A 23,320-nucleotide genomic window follows, 5' to 3' on the forward strand; every position below is an offset into this window, starting at 1 on the left:
AGGGTGACACCGTGGAACGCCACGCGTCCGCAGACGTGACACCGTGCAACTCAAACCCGACTTCAGGGCTTCCTAAGCTCCTCGCACACCTAGCGACCGGAGGTCCCGATGAGCACAGTGATTCGTGCCGCTCTCTTCCAGACAGCCTGGACGGGCGACAAGGAGTCCATGATCCAGGTACACGAGCAGGCGGTCCGCGATGCCGCCGCGCAGGGTGCTCAAGTCCTGTGTTTCCAGGAGCTGTTCTACGGACCGTACTTCTGCCAGGTCCAGGACAAGGCGTTCTACGAGTACGCCGAGGCGATCCCGGACGGCCCGATCGTCAAGCGCTTCCAGGCGCTCGCCAAGGAACACGGCATCGTCCTGGTCCTGCCGATGTACGAGGAGGAGCAGCCCGGCGTCCTCTACAACACGGCCGCCGTGATCGACGCGGACGGCTCGTACCTCGGCAAGTACCGCAAGCACCACATCCCCCAAGTCCCCGGATTCTGGGAGAAGTTCTACTTCCGCCCGGGCAACAGCGGCTGGCCGATCTTCGACACCAAGGTCGGCAGGATCGGCGTCTACATCTGCTACGACCGGCACTTCCCGGAGGGCTGGCGCGCACTGGGTCTCGCGGGCGCCGAGATCGTCTTCAACCCGTCGGCGACCTCACGTGGCCTGTCGGCCTACCTGTGGCAGCTGGAGCAGCCGGCCGCCGCTGCCGCCAACGAGTACTTCGTCGGCGCCATCAACCGGGTCGGTGTCGAGGAGCTGGGCGACAACGACTTCTACGGCACGACCTACTTCGTCGACCCGGAGGCCCAGTTCGTCGGCGAGGTCGCCAGCGACAAGGAGCCGGAACTCGTCGTCCGGGACTTGGACTTGGCGAAGCTGCGCGAGGTCCGCGACCGCTGGCAGTTCTACCGCGACCGCCGCCCGGACGCGTACGGCCCGCTGACCGCACCGTAAGACACGCAGGGCACCCGCGCCCCGTCTTCAGGGGCGCGGGGAACTGCGCGACCAGCCCCCAACGACCCGCACCCGACGACAACCCAGCGGAGTCAAAATGAGCACCCGTACCGTAATCCGCGGCGGCCTAGTAATCACCGCGTCCGACGAACTCCACGCCGACGTCCTGATCGAGGACGGCCGCATCGCCGCCCTCGCCACCTCCGGCACCACCGTCGCCGAGGGCTGGACCGCCGACCGGGTCATCGACGCCACCGGGAAGTACGTCATCCCGGGCGGGGTCGACGCCCACACCCACATGGAGATGCCCTTCGGCGGCACCAAGGCCGCCGACACCTTCGAGACCGGTACAAGGGCCGCCGCCTGGGGCGGTACGACGACCATCGTCGACTTCGCCATCCAGAGCGTCGGCGGAGCCCTCCGCGAGGGCCTCGACGCCTGGCACGCCAAGGCCGAGGGCAACTGCGCCATCGACTACGGCTTCCACATGATCGTCTCCGACGTCAACGAGGACACCCTCAAGGAGATGGACCTGCTGGTCGAGGAGGGCGTCACCTCCTTCAAGCAGTTCATGGCCTACCCGGGCGTCTTCTACAGCGACGACGGCCAGATCCTGCGTGCCATGCAACGCGCCGCCGACAACGGCGGGTTGATCATGATGCACGCCGAGAACGGCATCGCCATCGACGTCCTCGTCGAGCAGGCGCTGGCCCGCGGCGAGACCGACCCCCGCTACCACGGCGAGGTCCGCAAGGCCCTCCTCGAAGCCGAGGCCACCCACCGCGCCATCAAGCTCGCGCAGGTTGCCGGGGCCCCGCTCTACGTCGTGCACGTCTCCGCCATGGAGGCCGTCGCCGAGCTGGCCAAGGCGCGCGACGAGGGCCTCCCCGTCTTCGGCGAGACCTGTCCGCAGTACCTGTTCCTGTCGACCGACAACCTCGCCGAGCCCGACTTCGAGGGCGCGAAGTACGTGTGCAGCACGCCGCTTCGCCCCAAGGACCACCAGGCCAAGCTGTGGCAGGGCCTGCGCACGAACGACCTCCAGGTGGTCTCCACCGACCACTGCCCCTTCTGCTTCGTGGGCCAGAAGGAACTGGGCCGGGGCGACTTCTCGAAGATCCCCAACGGCATGCCGGGCGTCGAGAACCGCATGGACCTGCTCCACCAGGGCGTCGTCGACGGGCACATCAGCCGTCGCCGCTGGATCGAGATCGCCTGCGCCTCCCCGGCGCGGATGTTCGGCCTCTACCCGAAGAAGGGCACCATCGCCCCGGGCGCCGACGCCGACGTCGTCATCTACGACCCGCACGCCGAGCAGACCGTCTCCGCCGAGACGCACCACATGAACGTCGACTACTCGGCCTACGAGGGCAAGCGCCTCACCGGCCGCGTCGAGACCGTCCTCTCGCGCGGCGAACTCGTCATCACCGAGCGGGAGTACACCGGGCACGCGGGCCACGGCGTCTACACCCCGCGCTCCACCAGTCAGTACCTCAACTAGGAGTGGCGCCAATGGACTTCGGACTTGTCCTCCAGACCGACCCGCCGGCCTCGCGGGTCATCAGCCTGATGAAGCGCGCCGAGCGCAACGGCTTCACCTACGGCTGGACCTTCGACTCCGCCGTGCTGTGGCAGGAGCCGTTCGTGATCTACAGCCAGATCCTGGCCAACACCACGAAGTTGACGGTCGGCCCGATGGTCACCAACCCGGGCACCCGCACCTGGGAGGTCACCGCCTCCACCTTCGCCACCCTGAACGACATGTTCGGCAACCGCACGGTCTGCGGCATCGGCCGCGGCGACTCCGCGATGCGCGTCGCGGGCCGCACCCCGAACACCCTGGCCCGGATCAGCGAGGCCATGAAGGTCATCAGGGCGCTCGGCTCCGGCCAGGAGGCGGACCTCGGCGGCACGGTCATCAAGTTCCCCTGGGCCAAGGAGGACGCCCAACTCCCGGTCTGGATGGCCGCGTACGGCCCCAAGGCCCTGAAGATGACCGGCGAGGAGGCCGACGGCTTCATCCTCCAGCTCTCCGACCTCTACCTCACCGAGTACATGGTGAAGGCGGTCAAGGACGCGGCCGTCGCCGCCGGACGAGACCCGTCCGAGGTCAAGATCTGTGTCGCCGCCCCCGCCTACGTCACCGAGGACGACTCGCCCGAGGCACTCGCCCACGCGCGCGACCAGTGCCGCTGGTTCGGCGGCATGGTCGGCAACCATGTGGCCGACCTCGTCTCCAAGTACGGCGAGCACTCCGCCGCCGTACCCGAGGAACTCACGGACTACATCAAGGCCCGTGAGGGGTACGACTATTCGCATCACGGTCGCGCCGACAACCCCGACACCGCCTTCGTGCCCGACGAGATCGTCGACCGGTTCTGCATCATCGGATCGGCCGAGAAGCAGATCGAGAAGCTCAACGCCCTCCGTGAGTTGGGCGTCGACCAGTTCGCCGTCTACGACATGCACGACGCGCAGGAAGCGACGATCGACGCGTACGGCGCGACGATCATCCCGGCCGTCAACGCCTGATCCGTAGCTGTAAAGCCGCTCAACTCCCCGTCCCCCCACTCCAGTTCTCCCCCTCCCCACCGTCCTGGGGAGGGGGACCGGAGCCCGCACGGCCTTTCCGGACCCATCTCATTGATTGGCCTGCCCATGACCGACACCGCTCCCACGGCCATAGAGCCGACCGCTCAAGTCACCCTCGCCGACGGGCGGGTGGAGATCGCCCCGGGGTCGCCGCTGCCCGCCGGGCCGTACGCCAACGACGACCTGCTGCCGGTTCCCGTCGAGAAGCGCACCTGGACCACGTACAACTTCTCCGCTCTGTGGGTCGGCATGGCCCACAACACGGCCTCCTGGACGCTCGCTTCCGGGCTCATCGCCGTGGGCATGGACTGGAAGCAGGCGGTGTTCACCATCGCCCTGGCCAACCTGATCGTGCTCGTGCCCATGCTGCTCACCGGGCACGCGGGACCGAAGTACGGCATCCCCTTCCCGGTCTTCGCGCGTGCCTCCTTCGGTGTGCGCGGCGCCAACCTCCCCGCTGTCGTACGGGCGTTGGTGGCCTGCGGCTGGTTCGGCATCCAGACCTGGATCGGCGGTGAGGCGATCTACTTCCTCGCCGGCAAGCTGATCGGGGACAGCTGGGCCAACGCCTCGCACATCGGCGGGTACGCCTGGACGATGTGGCTGTCGTTCGCGCTGTTCTGGGTGCTCCAAGTGGCCATCATCTACCGGGGCATGGAGACGATCCGCCGCTTCGAGAACTGGGCGGCGCCCTTCGTGCTCGTCGGCGCCTTCGTGATGCTGTGGTGGATGAGCACCAAGGCCGGCGGCTTCGGCCCGCTGCTCGACCAGCCGTCCAAGCTCGGCTGGGGCGGCAGCTTCTGGAAGCTGTTCTGGCCCTCGCTCATGGGCATGATCGGCTTCTGGTCCACCCTGTCGCTGAACATCCCGGACTTCACCCGCTACGGCAAGAGCCAGAAGGCCCAGACGTGGGGCCAGGCGCTCGGTCTGCCGACCACCATGACGCTGTTCGCGTTCCTGTCGGTGATGGTCACCTCCGGTTCGCAGGCGGTCTACGGCACGGCGATCTGGGACCCGGTGCAGCTGGCGGCCAAGACGGACAACGTGGTCGGTCTGCTCTACGCGCTGGTGACCGTCCTGGTGGCGACCCTGTCCGTGAACATCGCGGCCAACCTGGTCTCGCCGGCCTTCGACTTCTCCAACATCGCGCCCCGGAAGATCAGTTTCCGCACCGGCGCCCTGGTGACCAGCGTCCTCGGCGTGCTGATCTTCCCCTGGAAGCTGTACTCCGACCCGCAGGGCTACATCTTCACCTGGCTCGGCCTGGTCGGCGGTCTGCTCGGCACGGTCGCCGGCATCCTCATCGCCGACTACTGGATCCTGCGCCGCGGCAAGCTCGACCTCGCCGACCTGTACAAGGCGGGCGGCCGTTACTGGTACGACGGCGGCTGGAACTGGCGGGCCGTCGTCGCCTTCCTGGTGGGTGGCGTACTCGCCGTCGGCGGCGCCGACTTCCATCCGCTGATCGACGGCCGGCCGATCCCGTGGCTGTCCTCGCTCGCCGACTACGGCTGGGCCGTGGGCCTGGGCACGTCGATGGCGCTCTACGTGCTGCTGACGGTGCTCACCGGAAGGGAACCGGCACCGGAGCCGGGGACGGAGCCCGTCGACGCGTAGGTCCCGGTGGTCGGAGGGCGGTGGGGCTAGCCGGCCCTGCCGCCCTCCAGCGCGGTCACCGCCTCCTTGGCGGCCTTGATCGCGCCCTTGTTGATGACGTCCGTGGTCGGCGCCTTCTTGTTCTCGAAGTCGCTGCCGTTGTACGTGATGGTCACCAGCGCGTTGCCCGCGCGGACGACGACCGTGCCCTCGCGCGTCTGCTGCTTGTCCTCTGTGGTGAGGTTCACGATGGAGTAGGCCGAGTCCCCGAGCCCGGGAACCACTCCGCCGCCGCTCTTCTCCGTAGTGGTCTCGGTATACGACTTCTTCGCCGCTTCATCCGATTCGGTGATCTCGTACGACACGTCGAGCCAGCGGTAGTCGTACCCCTTGAGCGCGTTCCACGAGCAGGTGCGGCGCACCTTCGTGTCCGTTGACGGGATCTCCTTGCCGGCCGTCTTCGCGCCCGGCACCAGCGACTTGATCGTCGCCACCGTCACACTGCCGCACGGGGCGGGGGAGGTGGAGTACGTCTTGGCCACGGGCGCCGTCGACGGGGCCGAGGTCCCGGACGGGGTGCCGGAGTCGGGCGCCGACTTGTGGTCGGCGGTCGTCGTCGCGGCGAACGGACCGGACGTCAGGGCCCAGCCCATCGCGGCGAGCACGACGACCGGCGACAGACGCGCGGTGAGAGCGAGCGGCAGAGGAAGAGAACGCAAGTCGCACTTCTCGTGGGGGAAGGGTGCGGAGCGGGTCCGCACTGCGGACGGGGACGCCAGTGTCACATGACTCCCTGTGAGGCGGAAGTACGAACTCGCTCCGTGCCTGTGCGGTGACAGTGCCTCACTGTTCGCGGGCTGTGTGTCCCCTTATGTCCGCGCGTCATGCCCGAGCGGCGGGCACCCGCATCGTCGTCTCGATCCGTTCGACGGCCGCGAACGCCCCGTACGCGACGAGCCGCACCAGACTCGCGTCGGTGTGCCGGGGCCCGCGCCAGGCGGCGACATCCTCCTCGGTGATCCGGTACGGCGCGAGCGCGGCCAGCACCGCGAGCCGCGCCGCCGGCCGCTCCCGCCGGTTCGGGAAGCCGCGCAGGACGACCGGCGGATGCGACCCGTCCCAGGCCCACAGCGTCTCCCGTACGAGGGTCAGGTCGTCGGCGTCGAGGAGGTCCGCGCCCGCGAGCGCGGCCGTGCGCAGGGCGTCGTAGGCCGGGCCGACCGGAGTTCCGGCGGCCCAGTCCGGGCCGGGTCCGGGTCCGTCGAGCAGGGGAAGTGCCGTTCCCGGTACGGCGGTTCGGCGTACGGTGCGGGCGACGGCGCGGCCCGCGAGGCTCCGTACGGCCCGGAACCGCTGGGCGTTGCCCGGCAGGAGCTGTTCGGTCAGCAGGGCCGACACGACGCGGTTGACGAAGTGGAAGGTGAGGGCGGTGCCCAGGTAGGCGGGCGCCTGCTCGCGCGGGAACGGATACGGCGCGAGGTCCGCCCCGGGGACACGCGTCCGGCGCCCCCAGGCCAGCACGCGCGCGTGCTCCTCGTTCTCGGGCGTGCCGCCGCGCGCCAGGTGCTCGGCGAGGGCGTGGTCGCCGGTGGCGTGCAGCAGGACGGTGTGCGCGTCCGCGCAGAACGGGCACTTGTTGGCGAGCGAGACCCCGAGCGCGGCCAGCTCCTTGCCGGTACGGCTGCCGTCGCCGGCGATCAGCGACTCACGCATCAACGCCCAAGCGGGGGCAAGGAGTTCGGGCACGGACGACAGGACCACGAAGGTCGGGGGCCGTTCTATCCCGAAGTCGACGGCGATCTGCTCGAAGACCTCGGCGGTGCGGCCGGTGGCCGACTTCGGTGACGGCGGCTGAGTGTGACGGAAGGGTGTGGGCATGGCAGCAGCGTGCGCGGCCGGGGCGGCCCGGGTCGTCGTACGGGCGAAGGCAGTTGGGGCTACGACGGGGAGGTCCGGGGCGTCGCGGAGTACTGCGGGGGGAGTAGTCCAGGAGTTGTCCACAGGGCTGACGCCCGGGTCGGCGCGGCGGTCTAGTGTGCGGGCATGAGCGGGTACCCGGTCGATGTGACCCCACGCAGGCGCCTCGCCGACGCGTCCCTCGCGGTCGTGATCGGCGCCCTCGTCGTGACCGTCGCGGCCTTCGACGCGGACACGACGGCCGTCGACTACGTGCTGGTCGCCCTCGCCTCGGCGGCCCTGGCGTTCTACCAGACGGCCCCGAGGGCGGTCCTCGTCGTGGCCACGGCGGGAGAGGCGGCCTACGTCCTGCACGCGCATCCGGGGCCGGTCGCCGGTCTGCCCGTCCTGGCCGCCATGCACACGGCGGCCCGCGCGGGACACCGGGGTTGGGCGGCCGGGGCGGGCGCGGTGTTCCTGGGGGCGTACTTCGCGACGGGGCCGACGACCCAGCAGGTCGTCGAGCGGACCGCGCTCATCGCCGGCTGGTTCCTGTGCGCGGTCGTCACCGGCCTCGCCGACCGCAACTGGCAGGCGTATCTGCGCCAGACCGAACAGCGCGCCCTGGAGGCCGAACGCACCCGCGAGGAGGCCGCGTTGCGCCGCGCGGGCGAGGAACGCCTGCGTATCGCGCGGGAGTTGCACGACTCCCTCACCCACAGCATCTCGATCGTCAAGCTCCAGGCGGGTGTCGCCGTCCATCTCGCCCGCAAGCGCGGCGAGGAGGTGCCGCCCGCGCTGCTCGCCATCCAGGAGGCGGGCGGCGAGGCGATGCGCGAACTGCGGGCCACCCTGGAGATCCTGCGCACCACCGAGGAGCCCACCGGCACCCCCGCGCTGCTCGTCGAGCGGGCCTGCGCGGCCGGCCTCGCCGTCGAACTCTCGGTGACCGGCGAGGAGCGCCCCCTGGCGGCGACGGTCGACCGCGCGGTGTACCGCATCGTCCAGGAGGCCCTCACCAACGCGGCCCGGCACGCGGGCCCGGCGAAGGTCAACGTCCAACTCGACTACGGCAACGAGGACTTGACGATACGGGTGGAGGACGACGGGACTGCCGACCCCGGCTGTCCGCCGAAGCCGGGCATCGGCCTCACCGGCATGCGCGAGCGCGTCACGGCACTCGGCGGCACCCTGCACACCGCCCCGCGCGCGGAGGGCGGCTTCGCGGTCCGGGCCGAACTGCCACTCGGGGAGACGGGATGATCCGGGTGGCGGTCGTCGACGACCAGGCGCTGATGCGCGCGGGCTTCCGCGCCCTGCTCGACGCCGAGGACGGCATCGAGGTGGTCGGCGAGGCGGCCGACGGCGAACAGGGCGTGGCCCTCGTCCGCGCGCAGCTCCCCGACATCGCGCTGATCGACGTACAGATGCCGGTGATGACGGGCATCGAGGCCACCCGCCGCATCGCCGCCGACCCGGCCCTCTCGGCGGTCAGAGTCGTCATCCTCACCAACTACGGCCTCGACGAATACGTCTTCGAGGCGCTGCGCGCGGGCGCCAGCGGCTTCCTCCTCAAGGACACCGACCCGGCGGACCTGCTCCAGGCGATCGGGATCGTCGCAGGCGGCGAGGCCCTCCTCTCCCCGGCCGTCACCCGCACCCTCATCGGCGAGTTCGTCTCCCGGCCCCCGGACCGCGCCACACCCCACGGCCTGGAACACCTCACCCGCCGCGAACGCGAGGTCACCGCGCTCGCCGCCCACGGCCTCACCAACGAGGAGATCGCCGCCCACATGGTCATCAGCCCCTTCACGGCGAAGACCCACATCAGCCGGGCGATGACCAAACTCGGGGCCCGCGACCGGGCCCAACTCGTCGTGTTCGCCTACGAGTCGGGGCTGGTGACGGCACGCGCCCCGGAATCCCGTTGCGAGCCGGGCGCGCGGGATCGCAGTCCGGGGCGATGACCGAGGCGCACCGAGTCCGAGCCCACCCTGCCCGGCACCAGCGGACATCTGCTCACCACCGGCAGGCGCAAGTCCTAGTGGGGCGGGTGGTGTTGGGGGAGCGTTCGGCAGCCGGTACCCGGTGCGCAGGTCCCCCGTACCGCGGCCGTCCGTAGCCTGACGCCGTTCTCCTACTCGGCATTGGAGCGGACATGGACAGCTCTCCCACGGGTGACAGAGGCTTCGACGACGACCACGAGCGGCACGACGTGCATGCGGCGGGCTGCGACTGCCCCCGCACCGCCGACCTCGACGGCGACGGCGTCGCCGCGTCGAGCCGCCGTACGTTCCTGCACCGGGCCGGTGCGCTCGGTGCGGGAACGGCAGCCGCAGGACTGCTGGGCGGGGCTCCCGCGCATGCGGAACGGGGCGAGGGTGATCCGTATGGGCAGACAACGATGTCACCGGTGCCGCGCGGGAAGTGGGACCCGGATCCCGACAGCCCCCGGTTCACGGTCGTCGTGATGCCCGACACGCAGTACATGTTCGACCAGGACCGCATCCACCCGGCGCCGATGGAGGCGTCGTTCCGCTACGTCCTCGATCCGGCGGGCCGCGCGGGTGGCAACGACGAGAACATCGTGTTCCTGGCCCACCTCGGTGACGTGACGCAGAACGGCCTCGCCGAGGAGTACGCGGCGGTCACCAAGGTGTTCGACATGCTCGACCGCGCGGGCGCCTCGTACGGTGTGCTGGCCGGCAACCACGACGTCCACGCCGACGACCAACGGGGCGCCACGCCCTACCTGGACACCTTCGGCCCGGCCCGGGCCAGGAAGACGCCCGGCCACCACTCCTCCAGCCCCGACGGCTACAACACCGCCTACATCTTCCGTGCGGGCGGCCGGAGTTGGCTGCTGCTGTCCTTGGACTGGCGCCTGTCGGTGAAGGGCTTCGCGTGGGCCAACGCCGTCATCGCCGCGAACCCGACGCTGCCGGTGCTCGTCACCACGCACGAGATCGTCGGCTCGGACGAGGACGGCACGGCCGAACTGTCCGACTACGGACGGCAGTTGTGGGACGGCCTGATCAAGGACAACGACCAGGTCTTCCTCACCCTCAACGGCCACTACTGGCCGCCCGGCAGCACGGTGCTGAAGAACAGCGCGGGCAACGACGTCCACCTGCACATCACCAACTACCAGGACCGCTACTACGGCGGGGCGGGCATGATCCGCTCCTACCGCTTCGACCTCGACCGCGGGATGATCGACGTCGCGACCTTCTCGCCGTGGATCCGCGAACTGGCGGAGAAGGGCGAGTTGAACGCCCTCGCGGCGAAGGAACTCGAACTGACCTCGAAGGTCGACTACTTCTCGACGACGATCGACTTCGACAAGCGTTTCGCCGGCTTCGCGCCGGTCGCGCCGCGCACGTCCCGCCCCGCGCGCCGGATGCTGCTGCCGGGCACGCTGGCCTACTGGCGGTTCGACGAGGGCGGTACGGCGGGTGCCGATGTCGCCGCCGATACGGTCGTCAAGGACCGGGCCGGCAACGGCAACGACCTGATCCTGAAGAGCGTCCCGAACTCCCCGCCGCACGCGCTCACTTGGACCGCCGACCACCACCCCGACCAACCCGCCCACGCGGGGCTGGTGTTCGCGGGCCAGGGCAACCCGGTCAGCGGCGCGTACCTCCGGACCGTCGACAGGGCACCGCTCAACCGTGAGACCTTCGCGCACGGTTACACCTTCGAGGTCTTCTTCAAGGTGCCCGCGGACTGGGACGGCGGGCGCAACGGCTGGTCCTCGATGCTCAGCCGCGCGGGCACGGCGGCCCAGGCCGGCAAGAACGGCCCCTCCGCCACCGCCGACGAACCCGTCCTGACCCTCAGCCTCTCCAGCTCCGTCGAACTCCAGTGGAACGCCTACCCGCTCAACCAGAACGGCGCCACGACCGCCTGGAGCCACCTGCTCCAGCAGGAGGAGTGGTGGCACGTCGCCGTAGCCAACGACGGCCGGATCAGCAAGCTCTACGTCAACGGCTGCGAGGAGGGCCGCAACCCGACCGGCACGGCCATCGGTCTGACCGCCCTCGACATGCCGTTCCTCCTCGGCGGTTACCAGTGGGCGGGCGCGGTCAGCCAGGTCTTCCACGGCACGATCGGCGACGTCCGCATCACCGACCGGGCGCTGCGGCCCGGCCAGTTCATGAACGCCTAGGTTCCGCGGCATCCCCGGGTCGGTAGATTTTCCGTATGTTCACCACCCGCCCCACCCTCCAGGGCACCTTCGGCATGGTGTCCTCCACCCACTGGCTGGCCTCGCAGTCGGCGATGGCCGTCCTGGAGGACGGCGGCAACGCGTACGACGCCGCCGTCGCCGGGGCCTTCGTCCTGCACGTCGTGGAACCGCACCTCAACGGACCCGCCGGTGAGGTGCCCATCCTGCTGGCCCCGGCGCGCGGTGAGGTGCGGGTGGTGTGCGGACAGGGCGTGGCACCCGCAGGAGCGACGATCGAGCACTACAGGGGACTCGGTCTGGATCTCGTACCCGGTACGGGACCCCTCGCGGCGGCCGTCCCCGGCGCCTTCGACGCCTGGATGCTGCTCCTGCGCGACTACGGCACGAAGTCCCTCGCCGACGTCCTGAAGTACGCCATCGGGTACGCCGAGGACGGGCACGCGTGCGTGGACAACGTCGGGGCGACCGTCGAGACCGTACGGGCGCTGTTCGAGACGGAGTGGATCTCGTCGGCGGACGTGTACCTGCCCGGCGGGAAGGCGCCCCGGCCCGGCGAGCTGTTCCGCAATCCCGCCCTCGCCGCGACCTGGAAGCGGCTGCTCGCCGAGGTCGCCGGGACGGGGGACCGGGAGGCGCAGATCGAGGCGGCGCGGGCGGTGTGGCGCTCCGGGTTCATCGCCGAGGCCCTCGTACGGCAGTCCGGGCGGCCCACCATGGACACCAGCGGCGAGCGCCACACCGGCACCCTGACGGCCGCGGACCTGGCCTCCTGGTCCGCGTCCTACGAGGCACCGGCGACATACGACTGGCACGGCTGGACGCTGTGCAAGGCGGGCCCCTGGAGCCAGGGCCCGGCCTTCCTTCAGCAACTCGCGCTTCTCCCTGCCGAGTTGCCGACCTACGGGTCCGCCGACTACGTCCATCTGCTGATCGAGGGCTGCAAGCTCGCGATGGCCGACAGGGAGGCCTGGTACGGGGACGCGGGCGAGGGCGCCGTACCGCTGGGCGAGCTGCTGTCGGCGGACTACAACGCGGCGCGGCGGGAGCTGATCGGCGACAAGGCGTCGTACGAGCTGCGGCCGGGCAGCCCTGGAGGGCGTGAGCCGCGACTGTGCGGGCACGCGCGCGTGGGGGCGCCCGCGGAGCCGGACTTGAACGCGATGGGGGCGGGCGAGCCGACCGTCGCGCGGGTCGCCGCCGACGGTGGCACCCGGGGCGACACCTGCCACCTGGATGTCGTCGACCGCTGGGGCAACATGATCGCGGCCACGCCCAGCGGCGGCTGGCTGCAGTCCAACCCGGTGGTGCCCGAGCTGGGCTTCCCTCTCGGCACCCGGCTCCAGATGGCCTGGCTGGAGCCCGGCCTGCCCAACTCCCTTGCTCCGGGCCGCCGTCCGCGCACCACGCTCAGCCCGTCGCTCGCCCTGCGCGACGGCGTACCGGTCCTGGCGTTCGGCACGCCAGGCGGGGACCAGCAGGACCAGTGGCAGTTGCACTTCTTCCTGGCGGTCGCCACGCGCGCGAAGGTACGCGGCGGCCTCGACCTCCAGGGCGCGATCGACGCACCGAACTGGCACAACGACGGCTTCCCCGGCTCCTTCTACCCGCGCGGCACGCGACCGGGGAGCGTGACGGTCGAGTCCCGCACGGACGCGGCCGTGGTGGAGGAACTCCGTCGGCGCGGGCATGACGTGACCGTCGCCGACGCCTGGTCGGAAGGGCGGCTGTGCGCGGTCGCCCGGGACCCGGAGGCCGGGATCCTGTCCGCGGCGGCGAACCCGCGGGGCATGCAGGGGTACGCCGTGGGGCGCTGAGGCCCTCGCGGGAGCGGTGATCTCCGGCTCCGGGTGTTCATGGTGATTCCACCCGGAGTGCACCGGGCGGGTGGGGATTGTCAGTGACGCGTGCTCTCATGGAGGCATGATCGAAGACACCGAAACCATCGACGAGTTTCTCGTACAGCACACGGCCGACGTCGAAGACGCGATCCGCAAGGCGGCGGCGACCGAGATCATGCCCCGCTTCCGGCAGCTCGCCGCGCACGAGGTCGACCAGAAGAGCGGCCCGCACGACCTGGTCACGGACGCCGACCGCAACGCCGAGCGGTATCTGACGCAGGTGCTCGGCGACCTCCTGCCCGGCTCCGTCGTCGTCGGCGAGGAAGCGGTGCACGCCGACCCGGAGACGTACGAGGCGATACAGGGCGACGCGCCGGTCTGGATAGTCGACCCGGTCGACGGGACACGGCAGTTCGTGCGTGGCGAGACCGGCTTCTGCACACTGATCGCGCTCGCCCGGCGCGGCGAACTGCTCGCGTCCTGGACCTACGCGCCCGCCCGCGACCAACTCGCCACGGCGGTGCGGGGCGGCGGCGCCTTCCTCGACGGCGTACGGCTGCGCTCCGGTGCCCCGGACCTCGGCCGGGACCTCGAAGTGGCCACCTCCCACCCGGACTACACGACGGACGCGCAGAAGCGCGCCCTGCTCGGCCTGTGGGCGGACGGTGTGCGCACGCGCCCGTGCGGCTCGGCCGGCCTGGAGTATCTCGCCATCGCCCGGGGCGAGTTGGACGCCACCGCCTTCAGCTGGGAAGCGGCCTGGGATCACGCGGCCGGCCTGCTCCTCGTCGAGGAGGCGGGCGGCGCCCACCTCACCCTCACCGGAGAGCCGTTCCGCATCACGGGCGGCAACGCGCTGCCGTTCACGACGGCCCGGGATGCGGCGACTGCCCGGCGCGTCATGGAGCTGCTGAGGGCGTCGTAGGGTCACGGGTTCCGCTCGGCTGACGGGCTGGCCCCGGGGTTGTCGGTCCCGCGGCATATCCTGGCCCCGAGTGGCCATCGGCTGACGAAGGGGTCCGAAGGTGCCGTCGATGTTCGATGTGGTCGTGGTGGGTGCGGGGCCGAACGGACTGACGGCCGCCGTGGAGCTGGCCCGGCGCGGCTTCTCCGTGGCCCTGTTCGAGGCACGGGACACCGTGGGCGGAGGCTCCCGCACCGAGGAGCTGACCCTCCCCGGCTTCCGGCACGACCCGTGCGCGGCGGCGCACCCCCTCGGCATCAGCTCGCCCGCCTTCCGCGCCCTGCCCCTGGAGCGCTACGGCCTGGAGTGGCTGCACGCCGAGCTGCCCATGGCGCACCCGTTCACCGACGGCAGCGCGGCCGTGCTGTCGCGGTCGGTCGCGGAGACGGCCGCCTCGTTCGGGCCGCGTGACGCGGGGGCGTACCGCAGGCTGGTCGAGCCCTTCCTCCCCAAGTGGGACACCCTGGTCCGCGACTTCATGTCCCTGCCGCTCACCGCGCTGCCGCGCGACCCGGTCACCCTCGCCCGCTTCGGCCTGGTCGGCCTGCCCCCGTCGACCTGGCTGACCAGCCGCTTCCGGGACGAGCGCGCCAAGACCCTGTTCGCCGGACTGGTCGGCCATGTCATGGCCCCGCTCAGCGGCTTCGGCACCGGAGCGGTCGGCCTGGTCTTCGCCCTGGCGGCGCACACGCGTGGCTGGCCGGTCGCCCGGGGCGGCTCCCAGTCCATCTCGGACGCCCTCGCCGCCTACCTGAAGGACCTCGGCGGCGAGATCCACACCGACTACGAGGTCAAGCGCCTCGACGACCTCCCCCCGGCCCGCGCCTACGTCTTCGACACCTCGCCCACCGCCCTGGCGAAGATCGCCGGCTTCGGCAACTACTACGAGAACTACCGCTACGGCCCCGGCGTCTTCAAGATCGACTACGCCCTGGACGGCCCGGTGCCCTGGACCGCCAAGGAGGCGCGCACCGCCGGCACCGTACAGATCGGCGCCGACAGCACGGAGATCGGCAACGCCCTGCGCGCCGCGTCCCGCGAGAACCGCGCCCCCGAGCGGCCCTTCATGATCACCGTCCAGCCCAGCGTCGTCGACCCCACCCGGGCCCCGGCCGGCAAGCACGTCTTCTGGGCCTACGGCCATGTCCCCAGCGGCTGGACCGGCGACCTCACGGACGCCCTGGAACGTCAACTGGAGCGCTTCGCCCCGGGTTTCCGCGACCGCGTCCTCGCCCGGGCGACCGCGGGCCCGCCCGAACTCGCCGCCCGCAACGCCAACTACGTGGGCGGCGACATCGCCTCCGGCGCGGTCTCCGGACTCCAGATCCTCCTGCGCCCCAAACTCACCCTCTCTCCCTACAGCACCCCGCACCCGGCCGTGTTCATCTGCTCCTCGGCCACCCCGCCCGGCCCCGGCGTGCACGGCATGTCGGGACACAACGCGGCGAAGGCCGTCTGGCGAAGACTGAGGCAGTCATGACCGCCGTCACCATCACCCTCGTCCGGGGTGACATCACCCGGCAGACCGCCGACGCGATCGTCAACGCGGCCAACTCCTCCCTCCTGGGCGGCGGAGGAGTCGACGGCGCGATCCACCGTCGGGGCGGCCCGGCGATCCTGGCGGACTGCCGAAAACTGCGCGCCGGCCACTATGGCAAGGGCCTGGCCACGGGCAAGGCGGTCGCGACGACCGCCGGCGACCTGGACGCCCAGTGGGTGATCCACACCGTAGGCCCCGTCCACTCCCGCGAGGAGGACCGCTCGGCGCAACTCGCCTCCTGCTACCGGGAGTCGCTGCGCGTCGCCGACGAACTCGGCGCCCGTACGGTCGCGTTCCCCGCCGTGTCCGCCGGGATCTACGGCTGGCCGATGGACGACGCGGCGCGGATCGCCGTAGCAACCGTGCGGGCGGCGGAGACGGCGGTCGAGGAGGTCACGTTCGTGCTGTTCGACGAGGCGGCGTACGAGGCGTTCGACCGGCAGGTCCGCTGACAGAGCTTGGTGGGATGGTGCTCACGCGTCGATCACGACGTCCTCCAACGGCTTCGAGCAGCAGAGCAGGATCTTGTTCTGGGCGATCTCGCGTGGCCGGATGCCTCCGTTGTGCCGCATGTCGACGGAGCCGGAGAGCAGGGTCGTCTTGCAGGTGCCGCACATGCCCTGGGCGCACGAGGCCGGCAGGCTGAGGCCGGCTCGGGACGCGGCGGCGAGGAGCGAGGTGTCGGCGTCGCACTCGACGGTCCGTCCGGTGCGGGTGAACTCGACCTTGAAACCGGTGTCCGTAGCGGCAGCGAGCGAGGCGTCGGCCTGCCCGGTCGGTGTCTCGAAGGTGAAGCTCTCCTCGTGGTAGCGGTCCATGTCGAGGCCCGCGTCCGACAGCATGTGCCGTACGGCGGCCATGTAGGGGGCGGGGCCGCAGGTGAAGACCTCCCGTTCGAGGAAGTCCGGCGCGATCTGCCGGAGCGCCTCGATCGTCAGCCGGCCGCGGTGTCCGCCCCAGGGGGCGTACGGGCGGTCGTCCTCCTCGCAGATGTGGACGATCCGGATGCCGGGCGCGGTCGCGGCGATGAGGTCGAGTTCGTGGCGGAAGACGATGTTCGCCGGGGTGCGCGCACTGTGCACGAACACCACGTCGGCGGGGTCCGCGAGGTCGTACAGCGTCCTGGTCATCGCCATCGACGGCGTCACCCCGACGCCCCCGGACAGGAAGAGGTACTTGGGTGCCGGATGCCGGGCGGTGGAGAACTCGCCGAGCGGTCCGCGCGCCCGTACGGTGTCGCCCGGCCCGAGGTGGTCGTGCAGCCAGTTCGAGACGAGCCCGCCCGGTACGCGCTTCACCGTGATCGAGAGCAGGAAGGGGCGGGTGGGCGGTGAGGAGATGGTGTAGCAGCGCTGGACCGGCCGGCCGTCGATGTCGAGGGTCAGGGTCAGGAACTGGCCCGGGTCGTGCCGGGACAGCCGGGGTTCGGCGCACGCGAACACGAACGTGGTGACGTCGTGCGTGAGCGGCTGCACCTGACGGCACACCAGCAGCTCATCGGTCTCGCTCATGGCCGGAGCTCCAGGTGTGCCCTGAGCCTGGTCACGTACCAGTTGACGAACGCCTCGACCTGTTCCTCGGTCGGACCGTACGGTCCCGGCAGATAGGCCGGGCTGCTGATGCCCTGGTGGGCGCGGGCGACCAGCACCGCGTCCTGGTCGTTCGTGGCATTCCACACCTTGGTGAGGGTGTCGAGGTCGTAGTCGATCCCCTCGACGGCGTCGGCGTGGACGAGCCAGGTGGTGCGGACGAGCGTGCGGTCCGGGCCGAGCGGGATCACGGAGAACGTGATCGCATGGTCGGCCATGAAGTGGAACCAGGCGTTCGGCTGGATGTGCATGGACAGGCGGCCCAGGCGGGCCGTGGGGAAGTCCGCCAGCAGGCGTGCGCACGCGGCCGTGCCGTCGGGGGTGTACGACTCCCCGGCGAGGTCGAGGGGTTCGCGCTGGATGCGGAAACCGGTGGGCCGGGTGTCCAGTTCCTCGATCTCGGCATACGGCAGGCCCAGGGAGTCGTAGGTCTCGCGGGCCTCGGCGTCGGCCACGAGGAAGCGCTCGTAGGCGGGGCGCAGCGCGGGCGGGATGTCCTTCTCCTGGTAGCCGTAGATGGGGAAGTAGCAGGCCTGGAGTTCGGGGTGGCCCACGCAGTGGTAGCACTCCCGGTTGTTCTCCATGGTCAGCTTCCAGTTGCCGTTCTCGACCAGGTCGATCTGCGTGGCGACCTTCGCCTCGGCCAGGCGGTGCGGTGCGAGGTACGGCGCGATGCGGGCGGCGACCTCGTCGAAGTCCTCCGGCGGCTCCTGGGCGAGGCAGACGAAGACCAGCCCGGCCACCGTGCGCGCGTGCACCGACCGCAGCCCGAAGCACGACGGGTCGAAGCCGGGTGCCTGGGACTCGGCGTACAGCAGCTTGCCGTCCACGCCGTACGTCCAACGGTGGTAACCGCAGACGATGTTGCCCACCGAGCCGCGCTCCTCGTTGAGGATGCGCGCCCCGCGGTGGCGGCAGACGTTGTGGAAGGCCCGGACGTCCTCGTCGTCGTCGCGCACGACGATGAGGGAGTACGACCCGAGGTCGACCGTCACGTAGTCGCCGGGTTCGGGAAGCTCCGCCTCGGCGGCCACGAAGAGCCAACTCCGGGCGAAGACGGCCTCGATGTCGAGGTCGAAGAACTCCTCGCCGACGTAGAACGGGGCTTCGAGGCTCTGACCGGCGGTACGTCGGGCGACGAGGTCGCCGACGTCGGTGGTCGCTTGCTTCATCTCATCTCTCCGGTACGACTGGGGAGTTGACGTGCGGACGGGCGTGGCGCTCAGGCCGGCAGGCACAACCGCAGCGCGTCGTGGATCGCGGCGTGGATGTTGCGGGAGGCGACGGCGTCGCCGACGCGGAAGAGCTGGTAGCGGCCCGCCTCGTTGCGGACCACGGACTGCTGCTCGTTGGCCAGCAGGGCGCGGTGGTCGACCTCGCCCAAGTTGCTTGATCCGGGGAGGAGTTCGACGTACAGCTCGTCCGTCGGCAGGGTCCCGTGCTCCACGATCACGTGGTCCACGAGCCGCTCGGTCTCGGTGTCCGCGTACTCGCTGTAGAGGGTGGCGGCCAGCCGTCCGTCCCCGGTGCGGCGCACGGAGCGCAGCCGCCGGGCGAGCGTGATGGTGACACCGTGGGCGGTGAACGCCCTTAGGTAGGCGGGGGAGTTCATGCTGCCGACGTCGGGGGCGAGGGCGCGCTCCGGGGTGACGTACTCGATCCGGACGTCGGGCGAGGCGGTGAGCACCTCCGTGGCGTCCATCGCCGGGTAGCCGCCGTGGTCGTCGTAGACCAGGATCTCGCCGCGCGGGCGGCGCAGCGAGCCGGTCAGCACGTCCCAGGTGTCGGAGACCAGGTCCTCGCCGGCGGTGAGGAAGCTGCGGTTGGGCAGGCCACCGGTGGCGACGATCACGAGGTCGGGGTGTTCGGCGAGGACGTCGTCGGCCTCGGCGTACGTGCCCAGTCGTAGGTCGACGCCGAGGATTTTGCACTCGGCGAGGCGCCAGTCGACGATCTGGATCAGGTCGGCCCGGCGCGGGTTCGACGCGGCGAGCCTGATCTGCCCGCCCGGCTGGTCGCTCGCCTCGAACAGGACGACGTCGTGGCCGCGTTCGCCCAGCACGCGTGCTGCTTCCAGCCCGGCCGGACCGCCCCCGACGACAACTGCCTTTCTATGACGGCCGGTTGTGCGGGGGACGATGTGGGGCAGGTGGAGTTCGCGGCCGATTGCCGGGTTGTGGACGCACTTGGTGTCGCCGGAGTCGTAGATCGCGTCGAGGCAGTAACTCGCCCCGACACAGGGCCGGATGCGGTCCTCCTGGCCGGCCCTCACCTTGGCGACCAGGTGTGGATCGGCGATCTGCGCGCGGGTCATGCCGACCAGGTCGAGCAGTCCTTCGCGCAGGGCGTGCCGCGCGGTGGCGACGTCGGCGATGCGGGCCGCGTGCATCACGGGGACGGAGAGGCGTCGCTTGATCTCGCCGGTGAAGTCCAGGTACGGGCCGAGCGGGGTGCCGATGGACGGGATGGCCTTCGCCAGGGAGGCGTCCCGCTCGATGGAGCCGTGGACGGTGCTGATGAAGTCGATGCCGTCGGCGGCGTATCGCCGGGCGGCGGTGAGTGCCTCGTCGAAAGTGAGGCCGCCGGGTTGTGCTTCGTCCAGCGACATCCGGATCCCGACGATGAAATCCGGGCCGACGGCTTCGCGCACCGCGCGGATCACCCGGCGCGGAAACGCCATGCGGTTCTCCAGGCCGCCGCCCCACTCGTCGTCGCGGTGGTTGGTCGCGGGGGACAGGAAGCTGTCCAACAGATGGCCGTACGCCTCCAGTTCGATGCCGTCGAGACCGCCCTCCCGGCAACGGACCGCCGCGGAAGCGTAGTCGGCGACGATCCGGTCCAGGTCCCAGGGCTCGGCGGCCTTCGGGAAGGCGCGGTGCGCGGGTTCGCGCAGGGGTGAGGCGGACACCACCGGGAGCCAGTCGCCGGTGAAGTTGCTGGTGCGGCGGCCGAGATGGGTGACCTGGCACATGACGGCGGCCCCGGCCTCGTGCACCTCGTCGGCGAGCCGGCGCAGCCACGGGACGATGTCGTCGCGGTACAGGAGCAGATTGCCGAACGCCGGCGGGCTGTCGGGCGAGACGACCGCCGAGCCGCCGATCATCGTGAGACCGACCCCGCCCCGCGCCTTCTCGACGTGGTAGGCCCGGTAGCGGTCCTTGGGCATGCCGTCTTCGCCGAACGCCGGTTCGTGGGAGGTGCTGACCACGCGGTTGCGCAGGGTGAGATGCTTGAGCCGGAAGGGTTGGAGCAGGGGATCCAGGATGGCTGAGGGCACGGCTGCTCCTCGAAGGATGCTGTGGCGCGTCTGTTTCGCGATGCAGAACAGCATCGCCATACGAGACAAATGGTGGAGCTGGGAATCCCGGCCGTCAAGAGCCCGCCGTGTTAACTCGCCGTGCGTGCTGCGCTCATCCGCGTTTCACGTGGCCACGGTGCTCATCCGCGTTTCACATACCCCCGGCGCCAGGAGATCTTCGCGGCGGCAGCCAGCAGCTGCTCCGCGAGACCGGGAACGGTGTCCTCGTCGATGCGGAAGGTCGGTCCGGACAGCGTCACGGCTGCGATGACCTTGCCGTCCAGCGCGCGGATCGGGGCGGCGATGGCGGCCAGCCCGATCTCGTGCTCCTCGCTGGTGGTGGCGTAGCCCCGCTCGCGGATCGTCTCCAGCGCCGCCGCAAGGACCCTCGCGTCGACGATCGTATGCGGGGTGTACTTCTCCGCCCCCCTGGCGAAGACCTCCGTGACCTGGTCGGGAGTCATGTGCGCCAGGAAGAGCTTGCCCGCCGCGGTGGCGTGCAGGGGGGTGCGCCGGCCGACCCAGTCGATGCTCGTGATGGCCGCCGCGCCGATCGCCTGGTCGATGCTGATCACGTCGTGCCCGTCGTGGATCGCCACGTTCACGGTGTCGCCCACGGCCGCGGCCAGTTCCTGGCAGACGGGGCGGCTCAGCAGGGACAGGTCGTTCACCTTGCTCGCCCCGGCGGCGAGTTCGACCATCGTGTACCCGATGCGGTACCGCCCGCGCTCGGTGTCCTGTTCGACCAGGCCCCGTGACTCCAGGGTCGCCAGCAGCCGGAACACGGTCGACTTGTGGATGCCCAGTTCCTCGGCGATCTCCGTCACACCGCTGGGACCCCGCGTGGCCAGCACCTGGAGGATCGACACCGCCCGGTCGACGGACTGCACCGAGTGATCACGTGGGCGGGTCCCGTTGCTGGTCATGGCGGAAGGGTAACCGAGCGGCGGACACCGGCAGCGAGCCCCGGGCGCCTGCTTCCAGGACCCTCGTGCGCGGGTGCCCGACTCGGCCGTCAGGCCCTCACTCGACCGTCAGGGCGTCTTCCAGAGCGTCAGCTCGGTGACGTAGTCGCGGGCCCTGACGCCGGACGCGTCCTTCTGGACGACGACGTCCTTGATCTCGATCATCGCCAGGTTCTTCTCGTCGGTGACGGTGCACAGCAGTGTGCCCTTGGTCAGTTCCTTGTCCTGGTCGGCATCGGCGAGTTGGGAGGGCAGCGCGTTCGCCGCCGCGCCCTCGGCGCACTGCTCGGGGGTGGGGCCCGCGCTCTTTCCCGTGGTCGTCACGAGGTTCAGCGTGTGGGCGGTGCCCCACTCCGCGTACTGCACCTCGGCCCCCGTCGTCGAGCTGGAGGCGTGCGTGTCGATCCGCGGTGAGTCCAGGTCGACGTTGGTGTACGAGCTGCGGCCGGTCGTGAACTGGGCGCGCAGGGTGAGCGGTTTGTCCTTGAAGACCGCGGTGTAGCCGGCCGTCGTCGCGCTCGTGGAGGGGGATGCGGAGGCGCCGGCGGGGGACGACGAGTCGGTCCGGCCGGTGCTTCCCTTTCCCTGGGCGCCGGTGTCCTTGCTGTCGTCACGGGTGAAGACCCAGGCCGCCGCCGCTACGACGACCACGGCCAGCGCGGCGGCGCCTACCGCCAGCGGGGTCCGGCCGCGGTTCGGAGCCGCAGGTGAGGGCGGTGCCCCGGGCGGGAACAAGGGCGCCGGGCCTGCGACCGGCTCTGGCTGCCGTGCCGGGGCGCCCTGTGTCGACTGGTCGGATCCCGGCGTTTGCGTGGGCGTGTACCCACCGGGCGCCGAGGAGCGGGATGCCGCAGCGGCGGGAGGCACGGTGGTCGCACCCGCCGCGCCCGCGCCCGGCGAGGCACTCGCGAGACCCACGTCACCCGCCAACTCCCCTTGCTCACCCGCAAGTTGCTCCAGCCGAGCGATGTCCGCCGCGACCACCGCCGGCAGCCAGTCGCCGAAGTCCCGCAACGGGCGTTCGGCCAACTCCTGGCACAGGGCGGCCAGTTCGGAGGGTGCGGGCCGGGCGGCCGGGTCGGCGGCCAGTGTGCGTTCGAGGACCGAGCGCAGAGGCTCGGGGTACGACGTCAGGTCCGGTGGGCGGAACTCGGTGTTGGCGATTTTCGCGGCCAGGGTGATGGCCCCGGAGTCGCCGTACGGATGGCGGCCGGTCGCGGCCACGGCGGCGATCAGGCCGAGGGAGAAGACATCGGCGGCCGGGGTCTGTTCCTGGCCGCCTGCGTGCTCGGGCGACATGTACTGGGGGGTGCCGATGAGTCCGCCGCTGCGGGTGAGCCGGGTGGCGTCGGCGGCCCGTGCGATGCCGAAGTCGATGATCCAGGGGCCGTCGGAGCCGATGAGGATGTTGCTCGGCTTCAGGTCCCGGTGGATCACGCCGGCCTTGTGCACGGCGTGCAGCGCCTCCGCCGCACAGCCCGTGAGGTGGAGCACCGTGGGCAACGGGAGCGGCCCGTGCAGGGCGAGGACCCGGTCCAGGGCGAGGCCGGGGACGTAGACGGTGGCGAGCCAGGGCTGTGGGCCGGTGGTGTCGTGGTCGACGACCGGGACGATGTGGTAGCCCTGCACCCGGCGGGCGGAGGTCGCCTCCTGCTCGAAGCGGCGGCGGAACCCCTCGTCCTGGGCGTACTCCCGGCGGATCACCTTCAGGGCGACCGGTTGGTTGCCGCGCGTGCGCGAGAGGTAGACGGAACCCATGCCGCCCTCGCCGATCCGGGCGAGGAGCCGGTAACCTGCCACGTCCCGCGGGTCGTCGGGGCCCAGAGGTCTCAAGTGGTCGGCGTTTCCAGCGTTGTTCAAGATGTTCAGCCCCCCCTCGCCAGGCGAGTGATCGTACCGGCG

At 70.8% G+C, this 23,320-nt stretch carries 18 protein-coding genes; 11 read left to right on the plus strand and 7 right to left on the minus strand.

Annotation, left to right across the window (positions count from 1 at the left end; all coding sequences use genetic code 11):
• The first annotated feature begins 108 nt into the window (after positions 1 to 108).
• The 4 genes from ACIQBL_RS08890 (at position 109) to ACIQBL_RS08905 (ending at position 5,160) form a co-directional block, all read left to right on the plus strand.
• On the plus strand, positions 109 to 951 hold the full coding sequence (locus ACIQBL_RS08890) for a nitrilase-related carbon-nitrogen hydrolase (protein ID WP_328676852.1): 843 nt from the start codon (positions 109 to 111) through the stop codon (positions 949 to 951).
• Positions 952 to 1,048: 97 nt separating this feature from the next.
• Positions 1,049 to 2,452: a dihydropyrimidinase gene (gene hydA, locus ACIQBL_RS08895; RefSeq protein WP_401938473.1), complete on the plus strand. Its 1,404-nt coding sequence runs from the start codon at positions 1,049 to 1,051 to the stop codon at positions 2,450 to 2,452.
• An 11-nt stretch (positions 2,453 to 2,463) separates the two neighbouring features.
• Positions 2,464 to 3,483 carry a TIGR03842 family LLM class F420-dependent oxidoreductase gene (locus tag ACIQBL_RS08900; RefSeq protein WP_401938476.1) on the plus strand — a complete coding sequence of 340 codons (1,020 nt, stop codon included), beginning with the start codon at positions 2,464 to 2,466 and terminating at the stop codon, positions 3,481 to 3,483.
• A 126-nt stretch (positions 3,484 to 3,609) separates the two neighbouring features.
• The gene (locus ACIQBL_RS08905; RefSeq protein WP_401938477.1) at positions 3,610 to 5,160 is read left to right on the plus strand and encodes an NCS1 family nucleobase:cation symporter-1; all 1,551 of its coding nucleotides are present in this window, start codon (positions 3,610 to 3,612) and stop codon (positions 5,158 to 5,160) included.
• Between the two features lie 26 nt (positions 5,161 to 5,186).
• On the opposite strand, the gene ACIQBL_RS08910 is transcribed toward ACIQBL_RS08905, so the two are convergent.
• A complete protein-coding gene (locus ACIQBL_RS08910; protein WP_401938479.1) occupies positions 5,187 to 5,858 on the minus strand; it encodes a hypothetical protein in 672 nt (223 codons plus the stop codon).
• 163 nt (positions 5,859 to 6,021) lie between these two features.
• Positions 6,022 to 7,017: a carboxymuconolactone decarboxylase family protein gene (locus ACIQBL_RS08915; RefSeq protein ID WP_401938482.1), complete on the minus strand. Its 996-nt coding sequence runs from the start codon at positions 7,015 to 7,017 to the stop codon at positions 6,022 to 6,024.
• 165 nt (positions 7,018 to 7,182) lie between these two features.
• Here ACIQBL_RS08915 and ACIQBL_RS08920 point away from each other — a divergent pair, with 165 nt between their 5' ends.
• From ACIQBL_RS08920 to ACIQBL_RS08950, 7 genes are all read left to right on the plus strand, one after another.
• Positions 7,183 to 8,298, plus strand: coding sequence for a sensor histidine kinase (locus tag ACIQBL_RS08920; protein WP_401938485.1), 1,116 nt, complete (start codon positions 7,183 to 7,185; stop codon positions 8,296 to 8,298).
• Entirely contained in the window at positions 8,295 to 9,002 is a 708-nt protein-coding gene (locus ACIQBL_RS08925) for a response regulator (protein ID WP_401938488.1), read from the plus strand. Before ACIQBL_RS08920 ends, ACIQBL_RS08925 begins: the two co-directional genes overlap by 4 nt.
• A 191-nt stretch (positions 9,003 to 9,193) precedes the next feature.
• Positions 9,194 to 11,203: a LamG-like jellyroll fold domain-containing protein gene (locus ACIQBL_RS08930; protein WP_401938489.1), complete on the plus strand. Its 2,010-nt coding sequence runs from the start codon at positions 9,194 to 9,196 to the stop codon at positions 11,201 to 11,203.
• Positions 11,204 to 11,238: 35 nt separating this feature from the next.
• On the plus strand, positions 11,239 to 13,038 hold the full coding sequence (locus tag ACIQBL_RS08935; RefSeq protein ID WP_401938491.1) for a gamma-glutamyltransferase family protein: 1,800 nt from the start codon (positions 11,239 to 11,241) through the stop codon (positions 13,036 to 13,038).
• A 106-nt stretch (positions 13,039 to 13,144) separates the two neighbouring features.
• Positions 13,145 to 13,987, plus strand: a complete 843-nt coding sequence (locus tag ACIQBL_RS08940; RefSeq protein ID WP_401938493.1) for an inositol monophosphatase family protein — start codon at positions 13,145 to 13,147, stop codon at positions 13,985 to 13,987.
• Positions 13,988 to 14,096: 109 nt separating this feature from the next.
• Positions 14,097 to 15,506, plus strand: coding sequence for a phytoene desaturase family protein (locus ACIQBL_RS08945; protein ID WP_401938495.1), 1,410 nt, complete (start codon positions 14,097 to 14,099; stop codon positions 15,504 to 15,506).
• On the plus strand, positions 15,503 to 16,018 hold the full coding sequence (locus ACIQBL_RS08950; protein WP_401938498.1) for an O-acetyl-ADP-ribose deacetylase: 516 nt from the start codon (positions 15,503 to 15,505) through the stop codon (positions 16,016 to 16,018). Before ACIQBL_RS08945 ends, ACIQBL_RS08950 begins: the two co-directional genes overlap by 4 nt.
• Before the next feature lie 21 nt (positions 16,019 to 16,039).
• On the opposite strand, the gene ACIQBL_RS08955 is transcribed toward ACIQBL_RS08950, so the two are convergent.
• The 5 genes from ACIQBL_RS08955 to ACIQBL_RS08975 all read right to left on the minus strand — a co-directional run bounded on the left by ACIQBL_RS08955 (position 16,040) and on the right by ACIQBL_RS08975 (position 23,278).
• Positions 16,040 to 17,077 (minus strand): 2Fe-2S iron-sulfur cluster-binding protein, encoded by a 1,038-nt coding sequence (locus tag ACIQBL_RS08955; RefSeq protein ID WP_401938499.1) that lies wholly within the window; start codon positions 17,075 to 17,077, stop codon positions 16,040 to 16,042.
• Positions 17,074 to 18,327 carry an aromatic ring-hydroxylating dioxygenase subunit alpha gene (locus ACIQBL_RS08960; RefSeq protein WP_401938502.1) on the minus strand — a complete coding sequence of 418 codons (1,254 nt, stop codon included), beginning with the start codon at positions 18,325 to 18,327 and terminating at the stop codon, positions 17,074 to 17,076. The genes ACIQBL_RS08955 and ACIQBL_RS08960 overlap by 4 nt, the downstream gene beginning before the upstream one ends.
• A 50-nt stretch (positions 18,328 to 18,377) precedes the next feature.
• A complete protein-coding gene (locus ACIQBL_RS08965) occupies positions 18,378 to 20,432 on the minus strand; it encodes an FAD-dependent oxidoreductase (RefSeq protein ID WP_401938505.1) in 2,055 nt (684 codons plus the stop codon).
• A gap of 161 nt (positions 20,433 to 20,593) precedes the next feature.
• Positions 20,594 to 21,379 (minus strand): IclR family transcriptional regulator, encoded by a 786-nt coding sequence (locus tag ACIQBL_RS08970; RefSeq protein WP_401938508.1) that lies wholly within the window; start codon positions 21,377 to 21,379, stop codon positions 20,594 to 20,596.
• Positions 21,380 to 21,487: 108 nt separating this feature from the next.
• On the minus strand, positions 21,488 to 23,278 hold the full coding sequence (locus tag ACIQBL_RS08975) for a serine/threonine-protein kinase (RefSeq protein ID WP_401938511.1): 1,791 nt from the start codon (positions 23,276 to 23,278) through the stop codon (positions 21,488 to 21,490).
• Positions 23,279 to 23,320 lie beyond the last annotated feature (42 nt).

The organism is Streptomyces sp. NPDC088350 (assembly GCF_044753545.1).
In the GTDB taxonomy this organism is placed as follows: domain Bacteria; phylum Actinomycetota; class Actinomycetes; order Streptomycetales; family Streptomycetaceae; genus Streptomyces.